We start from the raw sequence: 18,069 nt of genomic DNA, 5'->3' as shown, positions 1-18,069 counted from the left end.
CACGCTCCCCAGTCCTCCGGGCACGCTGCGTGCCCGTTGCTCTTGTTGGTCCAAGAACTCCACGGCCCGTTCGAGCTGGTTCGGCACTTCTCGACGGGGTGGGCGGAAGGGGAGCTATGACGGTGACGACTGGGGGCGGCAGATCGGTGAGCCCTGCCACGCGGGCGTTCCGTAGAGATTCGAAGCGGGCTGGGACACACGGGCAGCTCAGCCATGCGGACCGGGTCGCTCTGGGGAAGGACGCCCGCAGGGTCACTCCGCGGGAGTCGCAGGCGGAGTTCCAGGCCGACGGGCCGCGGGATCCGGTGGGGCTCTTGCTGGAGCAGTCGAAGTCGCGGGTGCCGGAGCTGGTGCCGATCCGGCACGGGCGGATGCTGGTGTCGGCGTTCACGTTCTACCGCGGGGCTGCTTTGCCGATGGCGGCTGACCTGGCCACGACGCCTACGTCGGGGCTGCAGGTGCAGTTGTGCGGAGATGCACATCTGTCCAATTTCGGCGCGTACGCCTCTCCGGAGCGGGAGTTGGTCTTCGACGTCAACGACTTCGACGAGACGCTGCCCGGCCCGTTCGAATGGGACGTCAAACGGCTGGCGGCGAGCCTGGCAGTGGCGGGACGGGACAACGGGTTCCGAGGCAAGCACCGCCGCAAGATCGTCCTCGCGGCGGTGAAGGCGTACCGAAAGGCGATGCGCGGGTTCGCGGAGCAGACATTCCTGGAGGTGTGGTACGCACACCTGGACATCGAAGAGGCCATCTGGCAATTCCGGTCCCAGATGAAGGCCAAAGGGTTCAAGGCCACGGAGAAGATGCTGGCCAAGGCCCACACCCGCGACAGCACCCAGGCGCTGCGCAAGTTGACCAGGGTGGTCGAGGGCCGTCGGCGAATCATCAGTGACCCTCCGATGGTCGTTCCCGTCGAGGAAGTCTTCCCCGACGTGCAGGCCAGTGCGGTGTATGAGGAGATCCGCGCGGTACTGGGAAAGTACCGGCGTACCTTGCAGTCGGACCGGCGGCACATGCTCGAACAGTTCACGCTGGTCCAAGCGGCTCGCAAGGTCGTAGGCGTGGGCAGCGTCGGCACCCGCGCCTGGATCGTGCTGATGGACAGCGGGGACGGAGTCGAACCGGTGTTCCTCCAGGCCAAGGAGGCGCAGCCATCGGTTCTGGCGGAGTACTGCGGGCGCAGCAAGTACACCAACGAGGGCGAGCGCGTGGTCGCCGGACAGCACTTGATGCAGGCCGAAAGCGACATCTTCCTCGGCTGGACCCACATGCCGAGCTCGGACGGAGTGGACCGCGACTATTACGTCCGCCAACTCAAGGACTGGAAGTTCTCCGTCCCGATCGAGCAGAGTGCCCCCTCGGGCATGGCCGTCTATGCCCGCGTCTGCGGCCGGACTCTGGCTCGCGCTCATGCTCGCTCCGGCGACCGCGTCGCCCTCGCCGCCTACCTCGGCGGATCGGACGCCTTCGACCAAGCAATCGCCGACTTCGCCGAAACCTACGCCGACCAGAACGAACGCGACTACACCGCGTTCCAGAGCGCCGTCGAAGACGGTCGAGCCCAAGCGACCACCGACATCTGACAACCGAACCCCGGCCGTCCAGCCCGGGCGGCCGAGAAGGAAAGGGTTGCGCCATGGCAGAACCCGCCATCGATCCCGATGCTGAGCAGAGGGCGTCACTCGGGCGCCGGTACTTCATCCGATTCGAAGAAGACACCCTGCGGCAACGGCCGTTGTGGATCCGGCTGATCATCGAGTTCCTGGGCACCTTCGTCCTGGTGACGGTGGCGGCCGGATCAGGGGTGATCAACCAGTACGTCGGCAACGAGCCGATCAGCAGGACCGCGGCGGTGATCGCGCCCGGGGCGGTGGTCATGGCGATGATCTATGCCTGGGGCCCGCTGTCAGGACTCCACATCAACCCCGCGGTGACTTTCGCCTTTGCCGCCCGGGGAGTCTTTCCGACCAAATGGGTGCTGCCGTACTGGGTGGTCCAGTTGGCCGGGTCCATGTGCGCCGCGCTGTTCCTGCAGTTGATGTTCGTCAACGCCAGCGCGGGCGGGAACTACCCGATCAAGACTCCCGGCGGGGAGTGGAAGTCGATGGTGATGGAACTCGTCCTGACCGCGATCCTGGCGAGCGTTATCCTCAACACCGCGACGGGCGGCCGCAGCATCGGCCACAACGCGGCGATCGCGGTCGGCTCGACAGTCGCCCTGCTCGGTTTGTTCGCCAGCCCGATCAGCGGCGCGTCGATGAACCCGGCCCGTACTCTCGGACCCGACATCATCGGCAACGACTACACGGGCTGGTGGGTCTATATCGCGGGCCCATTGATCGGGGCCGCCATCGCTGTGGCGATCATCGGAGCGGTGCGGGGACTGCCAGACAAGGACGAGCGTGACGCCGCTGAGGGGGACGCCCTGCCGATGACCAGCACCGCGGAGTAGGCAGCTTTCGCATCCGGCCAGGGTCAGGAGCGTGTGTCGATGACGGCTGAACCGCGTGAGGGCCGGCCCAGCGAGGCAGAGCGCAGCCTGGAGGTGCGCTGGATCTTCCCGGGCCGGCTGGCGACCGCTGTCACCGAATGGTTCGGGCGGTTTCCGATCGAGACAGAGTCACGCGAGGACAGCTACCTCCTGGAACCGCGGTTGCCCGGCCTTTCGGTGAAGGTCCGCGGCGGCATGGCACTGGAGGTCAAGAAGTACCACGGGAGCCCGGGAATCCTGGAGGTCGCCGACTGCGCCCGCGGACGCCTGGAGTCCTGGCAGAAGTGGTCCTTTCCGTTCAGCCCGGCCGACCAGTACGGCGGCTGCGAGGCCGGCTGGCGGCCGGTAGGCAAAAGGCGACGCATCAGCCGTTTCTCACTGGCCGGACGACAGATCGTCGCGCGCGCCGCGATGCTCCACCAGGAGCCGCAGTGCGACGTGGAACTCACCGAGGTCCGCACGATCGGCCAGGACTGGTGGACCCTGGGGTTCGAGGCCAGCGGTCCCGCCGATCTGCTCCCAAGCACACTCGAGGCCACCGCCCGGCTCGTGTTCAGCCACCCCCTGCCCGGTGATGCGGACCCCGATCTCGACGAGTCCAAGTCCTACCAACGCTGGCTCTCCCCGCCCCAATAGTCAGCATGGGCAGCTTGGACCCGCCTTCTATTGCCGTGCGAACGCGGCCCGTGCCTCGAGAGCGAGATCCTCGAAAGACTCGCCGCTGACGTCGATGACGACCCGCTTGATGGTTGCGCCAACGAATGGCCAGGGCCGTTCGCCCGGAAGGTCGTCGGTGACCGGTTCGGCGCCCGATCGGCCGACGACGAGCCCTCCGCCGCCGAGGCCGAACTTTCCGGGTTGAGTCCGGATCCGTCCCTCGCCCACCTTGCGATCCCGGATGTAGAGGCTGAGTGCGCCCTCGGTGGGCATGGATTTGCCCTCCCTCTCGAACGACGCCGAGACGACGACGTGACCGGTTGGGATCGTCTCGTCGGATTCGACGACCTGCACCAGCTCACCCACCCAGTTGTAGACGTAGCGGAGTTTTCCTTCGTTGATGTACAGGGCGTGACCACCGAACCTCGAACCTTGAGAGAAGATCGCGCCGCCGGCGTCCGGCGTCTCGATCTCGAGCTCCGCGGCGATGGTGTACGAGCGGTTGCGGATGTTCGGGGCGACCGACTCGGGGATTTCCGCGCCACCCGCGTAGTAGACATAGCGGGTCCGCGGTTTCGACAGCTGGGGGCGCTCGGTGGTGAGGATCTCCACGGCGCCGCGAGACTCGAGCGGGAGGGCCTGGAGGCGTCCGGCTTCGGCCCACCACAGTGCGATCAGCTGCTGCAACTTCTCCGGGTGCTTGTCGGCAAGATCCTCGCATTCGCTCGGATCCGCCTCGGTGTCGAACAGCTCCCACTTCTGCTGGTGGAAGTCGCCCCACGACTCGGGCGCGGCCGGCACCGCGGTGGCGGCCTTCCAGCCCTGGTGCCAGATGGCCCGCGTCCCGAGCATGGAGTAGAACTGCGTGTCCTTCTGGGTCGCCGCGGTCGCGTCGTCGAAGGTGTACCGGAAGCTGGTTCCTTCCAACGGCGTCTGCGTGTAGCCGTTGACGACGTCGGGAAGCTCGAGTCCGAGGCATTCGTACAGGGTCGGCACGATGTCGACGGCGTGGGTGTACTGGCGGCGCGTCTCGGCGGTCGCGGTGAAACCACGCGGCCACGAGACGATCAGTGGGTCGGCCGTGCCACCCTCGTAGTTCGCGTAGCGCTTCCACATCTTGAACGGGGTGTTGAAGGCCCAGGCCCAACCCGTCGGATAGTGGTTGTACGTCTCCGTCCCACCGAGCTTGTCCAGCGCCTTCAGGTTCTCCTCGATCGTGTCGGGGACGCCGTTGAAGAACTTGTTCTCGTTGACCGAGCCATTCGGGCCGCCCTCGCCAGAGGCGCCGTTGTCGGAGACGAGTACGACGATGGTGTTGTCGAGCTGGCCGGTGTTCTCCAGGTAGTCGAGCAGCCTGCCCAGCTCGTGGTCGGCGTGGCTCAGGAATCCGGCGTACACCTCCGCCATCCGGGCGAACAGCCGCTGCTCCGCGTCGGACAGCGAGTCCCACGGCCGGACCCGGTCGACCGTCGACCAGGGCTTGCCGTCGTGGCTCGTCGTTTCCGCGTACGGGTCGATCGGCGACAGCTCAGCGCTCTCGGGCAGGATGCCCATGGCCTTCTGCCGCTCGAACACTCCCTCCCGGTACGCCTCGTATCCCATGTCGAACCGGCCGCGGTACTTGTCGGCCCACTCCTTCGGCACGTGATGCGGTGCGTGGGCCGCGCCGGGGCAGTAGTAGAGGAAGAACGGCTTGTCCGGCGCGATCGCCTTTGCATCCTGAACGAACTCGATCGCCTTGTCCGTCAGGTCGACCGTCAGGTGATAGCCGTCCTCCGGCAACGCCGGCTGCGGCACCGGGTGGTTGTCGTAGACCAGGTCGGGATACCACTGGTTCGTCTCGCCGCCGAGGAACCCGTAGTACCGCTCGAACCCCCGGCCGAGTGGCCATTGCCGCTTCGACGAGGCCAGGTTCATCTCGTCCTCGGCACACAGGTGCCACTTGCCGACCATCAACGTGTTCCAGCCGTTCTCGCCCAGTACCTCGGCGACATTGGCGCACTCGAACGGGATGTGACCGTTCGCGTTCGGGAACCCGGACGTCGCTTCCGTGATGCAGCCCATCCCGTTGGTGGTGTGGTTACGCCCCGTCATCAAGCAGGACCGCGTAGGGGAGCAGAGCGCCGTCGTGTGGAAGTTCGTGTACGTCAGCCCCTGCTGAGCGATCCGCCCGACATTCGGCGTCTCGATCAGACCTCCGAACGGCTCCATCGCGGAGAAGCCCACGTCGTCCAGAACGACGTACAACACATTCGGGGCATCATCCGCCGCGATCGGCTGGGTGTACGGCTCCCAATCGGGAACCGAATCCTTGATGTCAATGTCGATCTTCCCTCGGAACGGCTTGTTCACGCCGGCCCTCTCCCCTCGCACAACGCCTGCTGACGACGCCGAAAGCCCCGGCGCGGGCCACCGCGTCCTGCCGCGGCCAGTCTCGTTGCAGCCCGACCACCCGTCCTCATCCTTCGGGGGTGAGCCCACCAACCCCCGCCCAGCACCTCGCCCACGCCGCCACACCTGCGCGTCCCGAGTCCGTCCGCCCGCAGCCGACTACTGCCGTCTCAATTGCTCTTGGGCTCAGGGCAGCCAGGAGGCATAGAAGATCCCGAGCCCGGTCGCGACGAAGATCCCGGCGACGACCCAGAAGCGGATCACTACGGTGACCTCGTCCCATCCCAGGTGTTCGAAATGATGGTGAATGGGAGCGATTCGGAAGATGCGACGGCCCGTGCCCGTGAGTCGCTTGGTCAGCTTGAAGGAGATCATCTGCAGCAGTACGGACATGGTCTCGAGCACGAACAGTCCGGCGATGACGGCCATCAGGAGCTCGGTTCGAGACATGATCGCCAGCCCGGCCAAGGCGCCACCGATGGCGAGGGAGCCGACATCGCCCATGATGATCCGTGCGGGCTTGGCGTTCCACCAGAGGAAGCCGACACAAGCTGCAGCGATGGCGGCCGCGAAGACCGCGAGGTCGAGAGGGTCGCGCACCTGGTAGCACTGTGACACCACCACAGTGGGCCGCGCGGAGTCGCACAGCTGGTTGTTCTGCCAGACATTCACGATGGTGTACGCGCCGAAGATCAATGCCGTGGCGCCGGCGAGCAGCCCGTCGGCGCCATCAGTGAGGTTGGCGCCGTTGGACGTCGCGGTGACGAGGAACCAGATCAAGAGCAGGACCACGATCAGGGGCAGCTTGATCCCCCAGTCATGAGTGGTGGAGATGTACTGCGACGCCGGCCTGACACCGCGCTCGTCGGCGAAGAACTGCGTGGACAGGACCCCGAAGACGAGCGCGACCAGCGTCTGACCCGCCATCTTGGCCCGACTACTCAGACCCTGGTTGTTCTGGGTATAGACCTTGATGAAGTCGTCGAGGAACCCCACCACCCCGCAGCCGAAGAACAGCAACATCAGCAGCCAAGCGCTCGCACTCGGCCACCCGCCGGTCACGATCGTTGCCACCAAATATGCCGCACTGGCACTCAGCAGGATCACGAGGCCGCCCATGGTCGGCGTACCCCGCTTGACATGGTGTGTCCTCGGTCCGTCCTGCCTGATCGGCTGGCCGAAGCCGCGACGGGCGAACCATCCGATAGCGATTCGGGTCCCCAGCAGCGAGCAGACCGTCGCCAGCGCGCCGCTCAGGAGTATTGCCCGCACAACATCCAGCCCCCCTCGGCCATTCGGGTGGTCGATCCCTTCGAAGCAAGAGGGACTCGTCCCGCCGATTCTGCAGTACGAGAACCGGCAAGCCGGTCAAACATAGCGAAGATGCAGGTCCCAGCGAGCCGCGACCTGGACCGAACCAGCCCAGAGGCCGGCCCGACCAGCGAAGGCCAATCGGAGGGCCGCGCCGACTCGTCGCCCGCGACCGTGCTGCAGCACGTGCTGCGAAGCCCCGGGCACTCAAGTGTGGTGCGGCCTTCGTGCCGCTAGGAGCCCTGCTAGAGAAGGAATGCGACGCTGAGCGTCCTCCTCGTACTGAGGAGGTCGAAGCCGACCCCAGTCCGGCCCCAACGGGTCCTAACGGTAGACCCCTGTTGGCACTGTTCGGACCGCCGACGCGTGAGGCCGCCTGAGGCGCAGCGAGGTAACTGGCGACCGTCGCCGCCTGAGTGAGCTCACGCCGCGCCGTCACGAGGTAGATGGTTCACCGCCTCGTGGAGGCAGCGACGGAGGATGCCAAGGCACATGGCCGTGCGGTGAGCGGCACGACGGCTGAACGTCTGGCAGCGACGCTCGACGCCGCCCTGGCCGATACAGCCGCCCAACAGCTGCGTAGCGGGCGCCTGACCGCGGGACTGCATCACGTCGGATTCGGCGTAGTGGATGAGACTGGCCAGCCAACTGCCGTCGTGGCGCCTGCATCGACACCAACGCCTCCGCGCGTTCAACGAGTAAGGCCAACCCAACCAGCCCGCGCGACCCACCATGCACTTTGTGGCCGGCCCGGGCCTGCCTGCCGACAGGGCCTCTGCGCCCTCGACGCCATGCGGGCGGCGGCTCCACGTGCCGGTGGCTCCGGGCCGGAGGCCGGAGGCGCCGAGTAGTGGTGCGAGTGTCAGGAGTCACCGAACTTGTCACACCTGATTGTCGCAAACGTGAGGAGCGCGACCGCGAACACGCCATTCCCCGATCAGGTCAACAGACGAACAGTCCGAGGGCCGGCAGACTCCGCATGATCACTCTCTCATCGGTCAGGCCAATCAGTGTCGCCGTGGGCGCCGGGCGGACCGATGCGATCCATCCGGTTTCTGACCTGACGGACGGCGGTCCGCGCACGTGACCGATGTCATGGCGCGGGGATCGAAGGTGCTGTCGACTTCGCGGTGCGATTCAGACCGAGCTGAACAGTTCGGTGTGGACGCGGCGCAGCGGGATGCCGAGGTCACGGAGGTCCTGGCAGATTCCGGCCACCATCGTCGGCGGACCGCAGAGGAAGTAGTCGAGGTGCCGCGCACGCCGGGGTAGCACCCGGGACAACAACTCGGCATCGATCCGCCCGACCGCACCATTCCACTGTTCGTCCGGGGACTCGACGACCTCGATCAGCTTCAGGTTCAACCGGCCGCGGAGCTCTTCGATGCTGCTGCGCAACAGGATCCGGTCCTCGGTCCGGCCTCCGACGATCAGCCGGTGCCTGCGGCGGTCGCCCCGATCCGCGAGCGTGCGCAGCATGCTCAGCAGCGGGGTGATCCCCACGCCGCCGGCGATCATTACGAAACCTTCCGAAGCGGTGTGTCCCTCGATGGTGAAACCGCCGTACGGGCCGTCGAGGTACACCCGGCGGCCGGGTCGCAGCCCGCCGACCAGTTCGGTGAAGTCGCCCAGCGCCTTGATCGTGAACTCGACGCGTTCGGGATGCTCGGCGGTCGAAGCGACGCTGAACGGGTGCTCTTCGAACACGAACGGCGTGGCGCCGATCTTGATCCAGGCGAACTGCCCGGCGTGGAACTGCATACCGCGGTGACCGGCGGCTCGCAGCACCAAGGTCACCGCGTCACCGGGTTCCGGGCGAACGGTCTCGACGCTGTACACGTTTCGGCGAGCCTGCAGCGGCAGCCAGATCCACCGGCGCGCCGCGAGCCCGGCAGCCACCACGCCGACCAGGATGAACCACCCGCCGAGCAGCGGATGCTGGACCAGGTGGCCAAGCCACCACACGTGCAGCCAGGCACCGGCGAGCACGATCGCCGCGAGGCCGTTGTGCAGCAGCCGCCAGCCCTCGTAGCGCGGCTGGCGGCGTCGGCGCAGCACGGCGAGACTGATGATCAGAACCAGCGCCGCGGTCGACGCCGTCGCGGCTCGCGCAGCCCACGTGGTGTGCCAGAGTTCCAAGATGTGCAGACCGCGCGGATCCACGAAGAGCACGACGACAACGTGCACCAGGACCAGGACGCCGGCGAGCATGGCGATCACGCGATGGATTCGCAGCACGGTCTCGATCCCGAAGGTCGCGACGAGGCGGCGGAGCCGGGCGGGAAGCACGACCGCGACCGACAGTGCCGAGAATCCGACAATACCGGCACTCAGTACCAGCCCCTCGCCCGGCCTGATGCGGCTGTCGTGCAGGGCGAACCACGTGAGGAAGACGGGAAGCAACAGTACGGCGATGTATGCGGCGAACCAGCGCAACTTGGCGGCCGGTCCGTACATCCCCATCGAGGCAGGTCGACGGGACGACATGCGGTGACAACTCCTGACGGATGGGGGCCCCCGATGGTTCCGACGGATGAGACTAGCCGCCGGCGAGCGCCACGTCGATTCGATCGAGTCAAGGGTCGGTCCGGCTGCATCCGGAGATCGGCAAGGCCTCGAAAACTTTTGCCGCGCCAGCTTGCGTTACCAGTCCGTGATCTGTAGCTTCCGAGTCTCAGAACGGAGGCATGGTGGGCGAGACGGTGCTCACGGGGAGATATGACATCCGCGGTTTGGCGGAGCGTGACGACACTGGTGAAAGGTGGCGGGCGGCGGACCTGGCGCTGCGGCGTCCGGTGGTGATCTGGTTGTCGCAGCCGGATACCCGGACCGGCGTACCGAACGGGGCGGGCGGCCGGGTTCCGCTCGTGGCCCGGGTCGTGCACCCGAACGTACTGCGGACCTACGACGCAGGCTTTGCTGCCGATGGACGAGGATTTCTCGTCAGAGAGTTCGTGGAGGGAACTGACCTCGCGGCGCTGTCGCGCACCTGCGGTGCGTTGCCGGCGGAGCAGGTCGCCGATATTGCCGTGCAACTCGCACGAGGTCTGGAGGCCATCCACGCCACCGGCGCCGTACTCGGCCGCGTGGAGCCGACCGGCCAACTGTTGACCAAGGGCGGCGGCGTGAAGATCACCGCCCTGGATGCCGCGCAGACCGTCGAATCCGGCACCGGCCTGCACGCCGGAAGCCCGGCGTACGTCGCACCGGAGCGCGCGTTCGGACAACCGGCGAGTGCAGCGAGCGACTGGTACGGACTCGGCTGCGTGCTCCACCTTCTCCTGGTCGGCAGACCGCCCTTCACCGGCGATGCGGAGTCGGTGCTGATAGCACAGGTGAGCGAGTCCCCGACTCCTGTACAGCGCTTGCGTCCGGATGTCGATCCCCGGCTGGCCGGCCTGGTCGACGCGTTGCTGGCCAAGGATCCAGGCCAACGGCCGGCGTCGGCCGCGGAATTCGAGGCCCGTCTCGCGGCCCCGGAGCAGACCGCGATCCTCGCGGACCTGAGCGGTGGCGCGCAGCCGGCGCCGTTGGACCCGGACACGGACGCGCACGTCATCCGCCTGGCTGTGCCGCCGGCCTTGCGCCGACGCCGGACTCCGCTGATCACCCGGGCCCGTCGGCTGACAGGTGCCGGCAGTGTGGTCACTGCGGTCCTCGTCGTCGTCGCCGGCGCTGTACTGTTCGGCGCCACCAACGAACAGGCGCAGAGCGGCTCGGCGGCGCTCGACATCCCGCCAAGCCACAAGGTTCCCAGCGCCCGGCTGGCTTCGCCGCCGCCACCGCAAGCTTCGACGCGGCGGCCGAGCCGGGACCAGACGACACCCCGACCCACCGTCACCCCGACGACGCGTCCGGTCAGCCACTCCAGCCCGGCGGCTGATCCAGCGGCACCATTGCGCAATCTGGCCGCTCTCCTGCGTGCCGACCGGCGAGCGGAGAACAACCAGGACCTTCAGTCGGCGGCGACGCTGCTGGACCGGGCGGCTGACCGCACCCCGGCCACCGATCTGGTAGGCGCCGCCTTCGGGCAGCTCGCGGACGCTGAGCGGGCCGGCAGCTGGCATCCGAGCGGACCGGAGTCGACGCTGCTCGCCGCGCTTGGATACCGCTCACCGACGACCCGCAACCATCATCGGCACGATGGCTGAGATCGGCGGCCGAGTTCGCTGAAGCCGGGGTGGTGCCCGCTCTATTGGCGGCGCCCGGCTCGGCCGAGGTGCGGGTGGGTTCGACCCTGGCTGGCCGCGCGGTGCTGCCGACCATCCCTGGACTCGAGTCGGTGGTGGCGCGGTGCGGCGATCCCTTGGAAGGGAAGTCTGCGGACGGTTGAAGAAGTCGTTGCTTCCGGCCCCATTCATCCGGCGGAGCGTAAGCGCGGCACGGTCCAGCAGGCCAGAGGTTCTGCAGCTTCCTGCAATGGCCAGACGTTGATTCCCGTGCCCAGGTCAGACGCGGTAGGCCCCGTGGTAGGCCCCGTGGGACTCGAACCCACAACCCGCGGACTCTGACAAGAATGCGTTCATCGTTTGTCAGTGATTGCCAAATCTACCCGTCACCTGCGGATTCACAGCAACCGACTTCCCATTGGTGACCGTACCCACCCAGCGCCTTCTGTCCAGTCTGCTGAGTAAAGGCAGACTCCTAACGACTTAGCGGTTGGTCTCCGAACATGGTGGCAACGCCGCGAACGAATCACTGCCAACAGCTTCGCCGCGGAGGCCCGCCCGTCACCTCCGGGCCCAACACGCTGCACGAACGTTGAGCACCGATCTGCTGGCGCGCTTCAAGGCCTAGTACTCCAGCCGTAGTTCGTGATCAGGCGAGCTGGACCGTCTGACGGCGGTGGTGGCTGTCGCGTGCGCGGGCTTGGTGGCGGCGTCGCCATCGTGACCAGTGCAGCAGGTGTCGGATGCCGTGTTGGGTGTGGTTGAGGAGTCGGGTGAACAGGTGCCGGATCTCGTTGGCGGTGAGCGCGATGAGCCCTTGTGGTGAAGGGGTTTCGGCTCGTGCGGTGGCAGTCATCACGGCGAGGAAGGCGTGGGCGAGCATGGCGAGGATTGTCCAGCGGTGCCAGGAGGTCCAGCGACGGATCTGGTGCTCGTCCAGCCCGGTCAATCCCTTACCTGCTTGGAAGGACTCCTCGATCGTCCACCGGCGCCCGGCCACCGCGACGAGGGTGGCCAGCGGGACCGGGGTGGGTGTGTAGCAGCGGTAGAACGCGAGTTCACCGGTGCTGATCGAGCGGCGGACCAGCAGCGCCTGACCGCCGACAGTGCCACCTCCTTCGGCGTCGGCGACCGCGATGTCGATCAGGGCCCAGTCGTACCAGCGGTGCCCTTTCGCGCCGACGCCGGCGCTGAGTCGGTTCCAGGTCCGCGACGGCCGCCGGCGGGCCAGGGTCTTGGCCGGGTGTTTGCCGGCCGGCGTGGTGATCTGATGGTCGCAGGCCACCGCGAGCACGTAGCCAATCGCTCGTTCCTGCAAAGCGATCCGCAGCTTGGAGTCGCCGCCGTGCACCTCGTCGCCAGCCACCCACGACGCCGGGACAGCGGCATCCAGCGCGCGGGTGATCATCTCCCGTGCGAGCGCGGGCTTGGTGGCGAACCTGGTGTCACCAGGTTCGCCGGCGGCACGACACCTCTCGGGGTCCATGGTCCAGGACTTCGGCAGATATAGGGCCCGGTCGATGAACGCATGCCCACCCGTGGCGGCATACACCAGGTAGACCCCGACCTGCGCGTTCTCGATCCGGCCCGCGGTCCCGGTGTACTGGCGCTGCACCCCGACCGTGTGGACGCCCTTCTTCAGATCGCCGGTCTCATCCACCACCAGCACCGCGCCCGGGTCACCGAGATGATCCAGCACGTAAGTCCGTAGGTCGTCACGCACCGCGTCGGCGTCCCACACCGCCCGAGCCAGCAGATGCTGCATGCCGTCCGGAGACGCCTCGCCGGCATGCTCGGCGATCGTCCAGCAATTCACCCGCGGCAACCCGGCCAGCAACCCCACCAAGAACAACCCCACCCGCCGCCGCGGCTCGACCCGCACGAACCGCAACGCGATCCGCCCCACCAACTCGTCGAAACCACGCCGCCACCGATCAGCGTCTACGCTATGGCACGCAGCCACGCGCGACCGTCTTGAGTCCACACAACCCGAGATCATCAACCGGTGGCTGCGCTACGCCCGGGACCGCCACACCGCCAGATCACGAACTACGGCTGGAGTACTAGCCCGGCGCTTTCATGGTGATGTCGTGTCCTTGAACTGAAAGGTGCTCCTGACCAGCGACGATGTGGTTTGTCTAGGACCATGTCGTACGCAATCGAGGAGCACCTTCGAGGTGAAGAGTATCGGGTTGTATCCGGCTGTCCGGGTTGATGCGGCCGGTTCGGGTGTGGTGTCGCAGGCCGGTGGCCTGTTGCTGACCGAAGCAGTCCGCAGAAGGGACCTCATGAAATGCCACCCAATGGATCTCCTGAGGCCCCTTCTCGATGCCAACCCCGCTTGCTCAGCTCGCGTGCGCTTGCTCAACCTGGATCGGCGGTACACTCGAGCGTCGCCACGTCCAAGCGAACGTCGCGGCGACTCCCGCGACGTAACCCGGGCGACCCGGCCACTCCCACCGCCCGACCAGCCGCTCAGCGTACAGCGTCTCTTCCTCGATGAGCTCCTCGATGACCCACGCACCTTTGAGGGTCAGCGGCGTCTTGGCCATCTCACCGTTGCGACCGTCGATCGGGCCGTCGTACGGAATCCACGCGTTAGCGATCCACCGGCACGCCGCGAGCACCCCGACCAGATACCAATCGACCTGGTCTTCAGCACGCAACGCGTCGCCGCGCTGCTCGGCCTGCCACCACAGACGAGCGAACTCCGTCACCTTCACGCCGCGCAGGTGTTCCCGTCGGATGCGGTCGAAATCCCGGCCCATCAGCTTCATGCCACAACACGATCCCACCGCGCACCGACAAATTTCCCGGCGGCCCGACGTGGAAGAGATTGGCCGGGCATTGCACATCCGGCGCGCAGCGATCGAATCAATCATCCGCATGTCGGGATCTGTTGCTGCCTGGTTCGACGGCGCAGTCGGGAGAGCCGCGCGGGGTGCTCCTCAGCGCGTCCAAATCGCCTTGCCGCTGGTTGCCGGCGGTCTTGTCCTGTGTTGCTCACTGAGTAGCGTGCCGGCGCTCAGGCCCCTCGGACGCCGAGTCGACGGTGTCCGCGGCGCTGCGAGCAACCACGAAGCACAGTCCCGTCAGCACCAACGTGACCGGGCCGAGCAGGAACCTTTCCCACGGACTCTGGGACAAGAAGTTCGCCAACGTTCCAAGCGTCAGCAGCACCACCAGCACCCACGAGCCGAACCGTGCGACTGTGCGGGAAAGCCAAGGGACCCAGAAGCCCGCGCGCCGCAGGATCAGCGCGGCTGAGACGGCGTACACGACGATAGAGATGGCGCTGCCGACCCGGAGGCCTGCCGAGAGTTGGCCCTCGGTCGTTCCTCCCCAGGCCGCCTCCCCGAACGGGGCGCCCGCCGCGAGCAGCAGTTGGAAGACGGCCAGGCCGGCGAACCCGATAGTTGCGGCGATCGCAGCCTGCTTAGCGATAGCGCTGTTCCGCATGGCACTCACCCTCTGAACAGAAACGGACAGATCCGAGATGGTTTCAGCCTCCATCGCGCGACATGGCGGCAGTAGGGCACAACGGCCCCATCGCCACCGGTCTGTCGTCACGGGGTCCTGACCAAGGGCCGGTCGCTGCGCCTGAGGGCGAGGCGACGACAGGGACCAATGGTCCGGCTGGAAACGCAATTCTGCGTCAGCTGCCGCGGGGCATCGGCTCGTCGACGAGCTATGCCTTGAGCCATTGCTGCGTGACGAGCCCGTGGCGGACGAATGGGTCGCTGGCCACCCGGGCTTGTGCGGCTTCCATGTCGGGAGCGTCGAACAAGATGAGGCCGCCGGATCGGTCCTGGAATGGACCCCCGCTGTACCCCGGCAGCTGCAAGTCGCGCCAGTACGCGGCGTGTGCCGGAGCCACCGCCGTATCCGCGAGGCGTCGCTGGTCATCAGGTAGAAGTAGGCGAGTCGCACGTCTCCTCCGTCTCGGTGGCGGGGAACGGCCACCCTGACGCGCGTCCGTGGCCGGGCTGACACCGACCCCCCAAACGTTCCCCCGGCCGTTGACCGGTGACAGGGCCGAACGTCCCCTCTTCGACGTGCTGCGCACGCCGTTCCGAGCCGTAAGACCGGCGGCAGATCCGGACACTGCCGGTACCAGAAACGGTCGGCGGCCCGGAGGGGGTCCATAGCCCTGATCGCTGGAGACGTTGGACCCTCGTGCGCACGAGAGCGGAGCGGATGATGGCAGAAAAGACGTGCTGCCCCGTTCGCTACTGGGGGAGACTCCCGGCGGTCAGGGGCCAACCAAGGGAGGTTGCCATGCGAGTACTACACACACCGAGATCCTCGAAGAAGGCTCCGGCCCGCGACGGGCCGATCTCACGGACCGCGAAGTCGACCAGCCGGTTTGGCTTCCACTTCCTGGAAATGTGTGCGGTCATGTGCCTCGGGGGAGGGGTCTTGATTGCCGTGTTCTTCGGCGTCGCGGCGCTTCTCGGGTTCACCGACCTGACACAGGAAGCTCCCGCGCTGTCAGCGCTCATCTGCTCCGTCATCCTGGCGGGTGCGATGGTTGCCTGGATGCGGTTCCGTCGCATGGAGTGGCGGCCCACCTTGGAGATGGCCGGGTCGTCCGTGGCAGCCGGCGTGCTGCTGATTGCCGGGTACTGGACCGGCATCGTGTCGCAGGAGGCACTGGTTCCGAGCGTGTGCGGTCTGGCATGCGTTGCCATGGTCGCCGTCATGCTGTTCCGCCTGCCGCTCTACTCATCTGGCCACGCCGGCCACCATGGCGGTGCGACCTGAGCGACTGCGGAAGGCAGGTCCGGAGAGCGCTGATCGTCTCAGTGCGCCCCTTCACGGCGAGGGGTCGCGACCTTGGCGCGCTGACTCGAGTTGACGCGGCAGTCGATGTGCTCCACGAGCGTTTGGCCTGGTAGCGGCCATCCCTTCGAGAACGTCTGTCGCGCCGCCACTAGCGGCTAGACGCCACAGCCACCACACAAACCCGCACCCATAAGGGCCAGGCGTGTCAAGGCCGCACGGGTGCCCCGGTACGTATTGAGACGACGACGTCGTGGATTGCCCGGGTGACCGCTGAGGCGTGATCCGGGTTCTCCACGAGGGAAGCGTGGGTTGCCCCTGGGACGACGCGATGGAGGCTGTTGGTGGACAGAGTGACTGTTTTGTTTTTGGTCAACCATCCATCCCGTGGAGTTTCCGCGTTCGGCGGTCAGGACGACCAGTGGCTTCGCGTCGAGGCTACGAAGATTTCCCGCCTCGGCCGTGGACCGATTCGCGACGCCGTACTCATCGAGTGTGCTGCTCATTTCCTTCCCGGTGGCGGCGGTGGCGGCGGTGGCGCGGGCATCGTCTCGGTACTCCGGCGGTAGATCCGAGAACGAGGTGTTGGCCAGAAGCCGGCCAATGCCCAGCCGAGAGGTCGTCGCGAACAACGAAGACGCGTGCTTCAAGACGCTCTAAGAGCCCGCCTCCGGCGGGGACAGGGGCTCGTTTTTGGCGGCGGTGGAGTCAACTAGGACGAGACCGGCGACCTCCCCGGGATACCTTGAGGCATACATCCTCACGTACAGCCCACCAAATGAATGTCCGGCCAGGACATACGGACCCGGAACCTGTGCACGCTCAAGGAGCGTGTGGAGATCTGTGGCGATCTGCGCACCATCGGGTGGACTCGCAGCCGGATCGGTCCAGCCGCGCCCTGCCCGGTCGTAGACGCATACTCGGTATGAAGATCTTGTTCGTCATCTCCGCGAGTGGCAGAGCCTGTCAGAAAGCGCGCCCGTCGAGGGTGGCGCCTTGGTTCTGAACCATCAGCACCGGCTGCCGCCGCACGAGCGCAGGCCGAAGCCCTACAGCCGACCCGAGTTCCTGGCCGCGCAGGACGAGCCGGTCATCACCACGCTCGAGTTCTTTGCCGCGTGGCGCGAGGAGGATTGGGGCGCGGCTCCATAGCCTCGTATTCGGCGAGTTCGCCAGACAGGCATCGCCTCCGACCGACGGTGATGTCGTCTCCGCTGACCGAGCCGCTTCAAGCAACGCGAGCGTCGCTTCGGACCTCGGCCCGAGCGTGCTGGCTCGGGGGTGAGATCGAGCATTCTGGCGGGCGTCTACGGGACGAAGTCCTCTTGGGTGCGTGCTCCGGCGACGCCGAAGCTGAGAGTAGGAAGGAGATGAGCAGCCGTGCCTATGTTGCACTTGAGCCGGCCTGCCGCCCTCGAAGACTCCAGGCCGACGCCGGTCTCTCGCGTCGGCCCCATCCCCAGCCCATTGCTGTGGGTGGCCGGCGCGGTCATGTTGTTCTTCGCGGTCCCGTTCGTCGGGACCGACATGTTCGGGCTCCAGCCCGATCTGTTCTACCTGTTCTACTTCACCATCGCCGTGGTCTGGTTCGCCGCGTTCCTCGCCACCTACCGGAGCCAGTTGCGACCCCTGTGGCGGCTGAACCTGAGGTGGAGCCTGCTCGTGGGTGCACTCGCCGGCATCGGCATAGCCGTCATCGTGTTCAGATCCGCCGGCACCGACCACCCCGACGGCTGGCGGTGGTGGTTCGAGATCGGATGGCGGGGCGTGGTGTACGGCAGCGCCGACACCCTGACCCTGTTCGTGTTCCCCGCCGCGGTCGCGTACCTGCTCATGCACGGCGACCGCACCGGCGCCAAGCGCAAGATCGGGTATGCCGGGCTCGTCCTGGCCCTGTCGCTGCTCGTGTCGACCAGCTACCACCTCGGCTACCCCGAGTACCGCGACGACGACCTGCGTTCACCGCTCATCGGCACCGTCATGGCGGACTCCTCCGCCGTGCTCACCGGGAACCCTGTCGGTGCGTTCCTCACCCACACAACCGCGCACGTGTCCGCAGTCGTGCATCAGAACGAGGGCGGCCCGACGCAGATGCTGCCTCCGAAGGTCACCACTGACTACCCCAGCCATGGTGACAGTGACCTGGCTGCTGGACTCGCCGGGCTATGGCTCCTCGTAACCGCCGGTGCCGTCACTGCCCTGGTCCGCCGCCGGCACACCAGCGTGAACGCTACCCGAAGGGGGTGAACCTCTGAGCACCGCGAA

The 18,069-nt window shown here is 66.8% G+C and carries 14 protein-coding genes and 2 pseudogenes; 7 read left to right on the top strand and 9 right to left on the bottom strand.

Going from position 1 to position 18,069, the window contains the following annotated elements; genetic code table 11:
* The first annotated feature begins 146 nt into the window (after positions 1 to 146).
* The 3 genes from OG817_RS33375 to OG817_RS33365 are packed head-to-tail and all read left to right on the top strand — an operon-like array spanning position 147 to position 3,130.
* A complete protein-coding gene (locus tag OG817_RS33375; protein ID WP_406048715.1) occupies positions 147 to 1,586 on the top strand; it encodes a DUF2252 domain-containing protein in 1,440 nt (479 codons plus the stop codon).
* A 53-nt stretch (positions 1,587 to 1,639) separates the two neighbouring features.
* Positions 1,640 to 2,455 carry an MIP/aquaporin family protein gene (locus OG817_RS33370; protein WP_406048713.1) on the top strand — a complete coding sequence of 272 codons (816 nt, stop codon included), beginning with the start codon at positions 1,640 to 1,642 and terminating at the stop codon, positions 2,453 to 2,455.
* Between the two features lie 39 nt (positions 2,456 to 2,494).
* Complete coding sequence (locus tag OG817_RS33365) at positions 2,495 to 3,130, top strand: hypothetical protein (RefSeq protein WP_406048712.1); 636 nt, start codon at positions 2,495 to 2,497, stop codon at positions 3,128 to 3,130.
* Positions 3,131 to 3,157: 27 nt separating this feature from the next.
* Here the strand turns inward: OG817_RS33365 and OG817_RS33360 are convergent, their stop codons facing one another.
* The 3 genes from OG817_RS33360 to OG817_RS33350 form a co-directional block, all read right to left on the bottom strand.
* On the bottom strand, positions 3,158 to 5,503 hold the full coding sequence (locus OG817_RS33360) for an arylsulfatase (RefSeq protein ID WP_406048710.1): 2,346 nt from the start codon (positions 5,501 to 5,503) through the stop codon (positions 3,158 to 3,160).
* A gap of 225 nt (positions 5,504 to 5,728) precedes the next feature.
* Positions 5,729 to 6,814: a phospho-N-acetylmuramoyl-pentapeptide-transferase gene (mraY, locus tag OG817_RS33355; RefSeq protein WP_406048709.1), complete on the bottom strand. Its 1,086-nt coding sequence runs from the start codon at positions 6,812 to 6,814 to the stop codon at positions 5,729 to 5,731.
* A 1,176-nt stretch (positions 6,815 to 7,990) separates the two neighbouring features.
* The gene (locus OG817_RS33350; protein ID WP_406048707.1) at positions 7,991 to 9,340 is read right to left on the bottom strand and encodes a ferric reductase-like transmembrane domain-containing protein; all 1,350 of its coding nucleotides are present in this window, start codon (positions 9,338 to 9,340) and stop codon (positions 7,991 to 7,993) included.
* 200 nt (positions 9,341 to 9,540) lie between these two features.
* Between OG817_RS33350 and OG817_RS33345 the strand changes: the two genes are divergently transcribed.
* Positions 9,541 to 11,004 (top strand): serine/threonine-protein kinase, encoded by a 1,464-nt coding sequence (locus OG817_RS33345; protein ID WP_406048706.1) that lies wholly within the window; start codon positions 9,541 to 9,543, stop codon positions 11,002 to 11,004.
* Positions 11,005 to 11,320: 316 nt separating this feature from the next.
* Here OG817_RS33345 and OG817_RS33340 read toward each other — a convergent pair.
* From OG817_RS33340 to OG817_RS33320, 5 genes and pseudogenes are all read right to left on the bottom strand, one after another.
* Positions 11,321 to 11,407, bottom strand: a pseudogene (locus OG817_RS33340).
* A 264-nt stretch (positions 11,408 to 11,671) separates the two neighbouring features.
* Complete coding sequence (locus OG817_RS33335; RefSeq protein ID WP_406048705.1) at positions 11,672 to 12,928, bottom strand: IS701 family transposase; 1,257 nt, start codon at positions 12,926 to 12,928, stop codon at positions 11,672 to 11,674.
* A gap of 439 nt (positions 12,929 to 13,367) precedes the next feature.
* Positions 13,368 to 13,910, bottom strand: coding sequence for a hypothetical protein (locus OG817_RS33330; protein WP_406048704.1), 543 nt, complete (start codon positions 13,908 to 13,910; stop codon positions 13,368 to 13,370).
* Positions 13,911 to 14,025: 115 nt separating this feature from the next.
* On the bottom strand, positions 14,026 to 14,481 hold the full coding sequence (locus OG817_RS33325) for a hypothetical protein (protein ID WP_406048703.1): 456 nt from the start codon (positions 14,479 to 14,481) through the stop codon (positions 14,026 to 14,028).
* A 229-nt stretch (positions 14,482 to 14,710) separates the two neighbouring features.
* Entirely contained in the window at positions 14,711 to 14,899 is a 189-nt protein-coding gene (locus tag OG817_RS33320) for a YciI family protein (RefSeq protein WP_406048702.1), read from the bottom strand.
* 401 nt (positions 14,900 to 15,300) lie between these two features.
* Between OG817_RS33320 and OG817_RS33315 the strand changes: the two genes are divergently transcribed.
* Complete coding sequence (locus OG817_RS33315; RefSeq protein ID WP_406048700.1) at positions 15,301 to 15,786, top strand: hypothetical protein; 486 nt, start codon at positions 15,301 to 15,303, stop codon at positions 15,784 to 15,786.
* A 674-nt stretch (positions 15,787 to 16,460) separates the two neighbouring features.
* On the opposite strand, the pseudogene OG817_RS33310 reads toward OG817_RS33315, so the two are convergent.
* Positions 16,461 to 16,724 (bottom strand): annotated as a pseudogene (locus OG817_RS33310) (alpha/beta fold hydrolase); the annotation flags it as partial.
* 76 nt (positions 16,725 to 16,800) lie between these two features.
* Here OG817_RS33310 and OG817_RS33305 point away from each other — a divergent pair.
* Positions 16,801 to 16,956, top strand: a complete 156-nt coding sequence (locus OG817_RS33305) for a hypothetical protein (RefSeq protein WP_406048698.1) — start codon at positions 16,801 to 16,803, stop codon at positions 16,954 to 16,956.
* A 228-nt stretch (positions 16,957 to 17,184) separates the two neighbouring features.
* On the top strand, positions 17,185 to 18,051 hold the full coding sequence (locus OG817_RS33300) for a hypothetical protein (protein WP_406048697.1): 867 nt from the start codon (positions 17,185 to 17,187) through the stop codon (positions 18,049 to 18,051).
* The last annotated feature ends 18 nt before the right edge of the window (positions 18,052 to 18,069 follow it).

This window comes from Kribbella sp. NBC_00889, assembly GCF_045207705.1.
Lineage (GTDB): Bacteria > Actinomycetota > Actinomycetes > Propionibacteriales > Kribbellaceae > Kribbella.
Note: the sequence above shows the minus strand (reverse complement) of the source record. Positions and strands in the feature narration are given on the sequence as shown.

What these genes read in the sequence shown, in the direction of transcription:
- OG817_RS33370 (WP_406048713.1), top strand. Translation starts at nt 1,640, where the DNA reads ATGGCAGAACCCGCCATCGATCCCGATGCTGAGCAGAGGGCGTCACTC.
- OG817_RS33365 (WP_406048712.1), top strand. Translation starts at nt 2,495, where the DNA reads ATGACGGCTGAACCGCGTGAGGGCCGGCCCAGCGAGGCAGAGCGCAGC.
- OG817_RS33350 (WP_406048707.1), bottom strand. Translation starts at nt 9,340, where the DNA reads ATGTCGTCCCGTCGACCTGCCTCGATGGGGATGTACGGACCGGCCGCC.
- OG817_RS33345 (WP_406048706.1), top strand. Translation starts at nt 9,541, where the DNA reads ATGGTGGGCGAGACGGTGCTCACGGGGAGATATGACATCCGCGGTTTG.
- OG817_RS33330 (WP_406048704.1), bottom strand. Translation starts at nt 13,910, where the DNA reads ATGCGGATGATTGATTCGATCGCTGCGCGCCGGATGTGCAATGCCCGG.
- OG817_RS33325 (WP_406048703.1), bottom strand. Translation starts at nt 14,481, where the DNA reads ATGCGGAACAGCGCTATCGCTAAGCAGGCTGCGATCGCCGCAACTATC.
- OG817_RS33315 (WP_406048700.1), top strand. Translation starts at nt 15,301, where the DNA reads ATGCGAGTACTACACACACCGAGATCCTCGAAGAAGGCTCCGGCCCGC.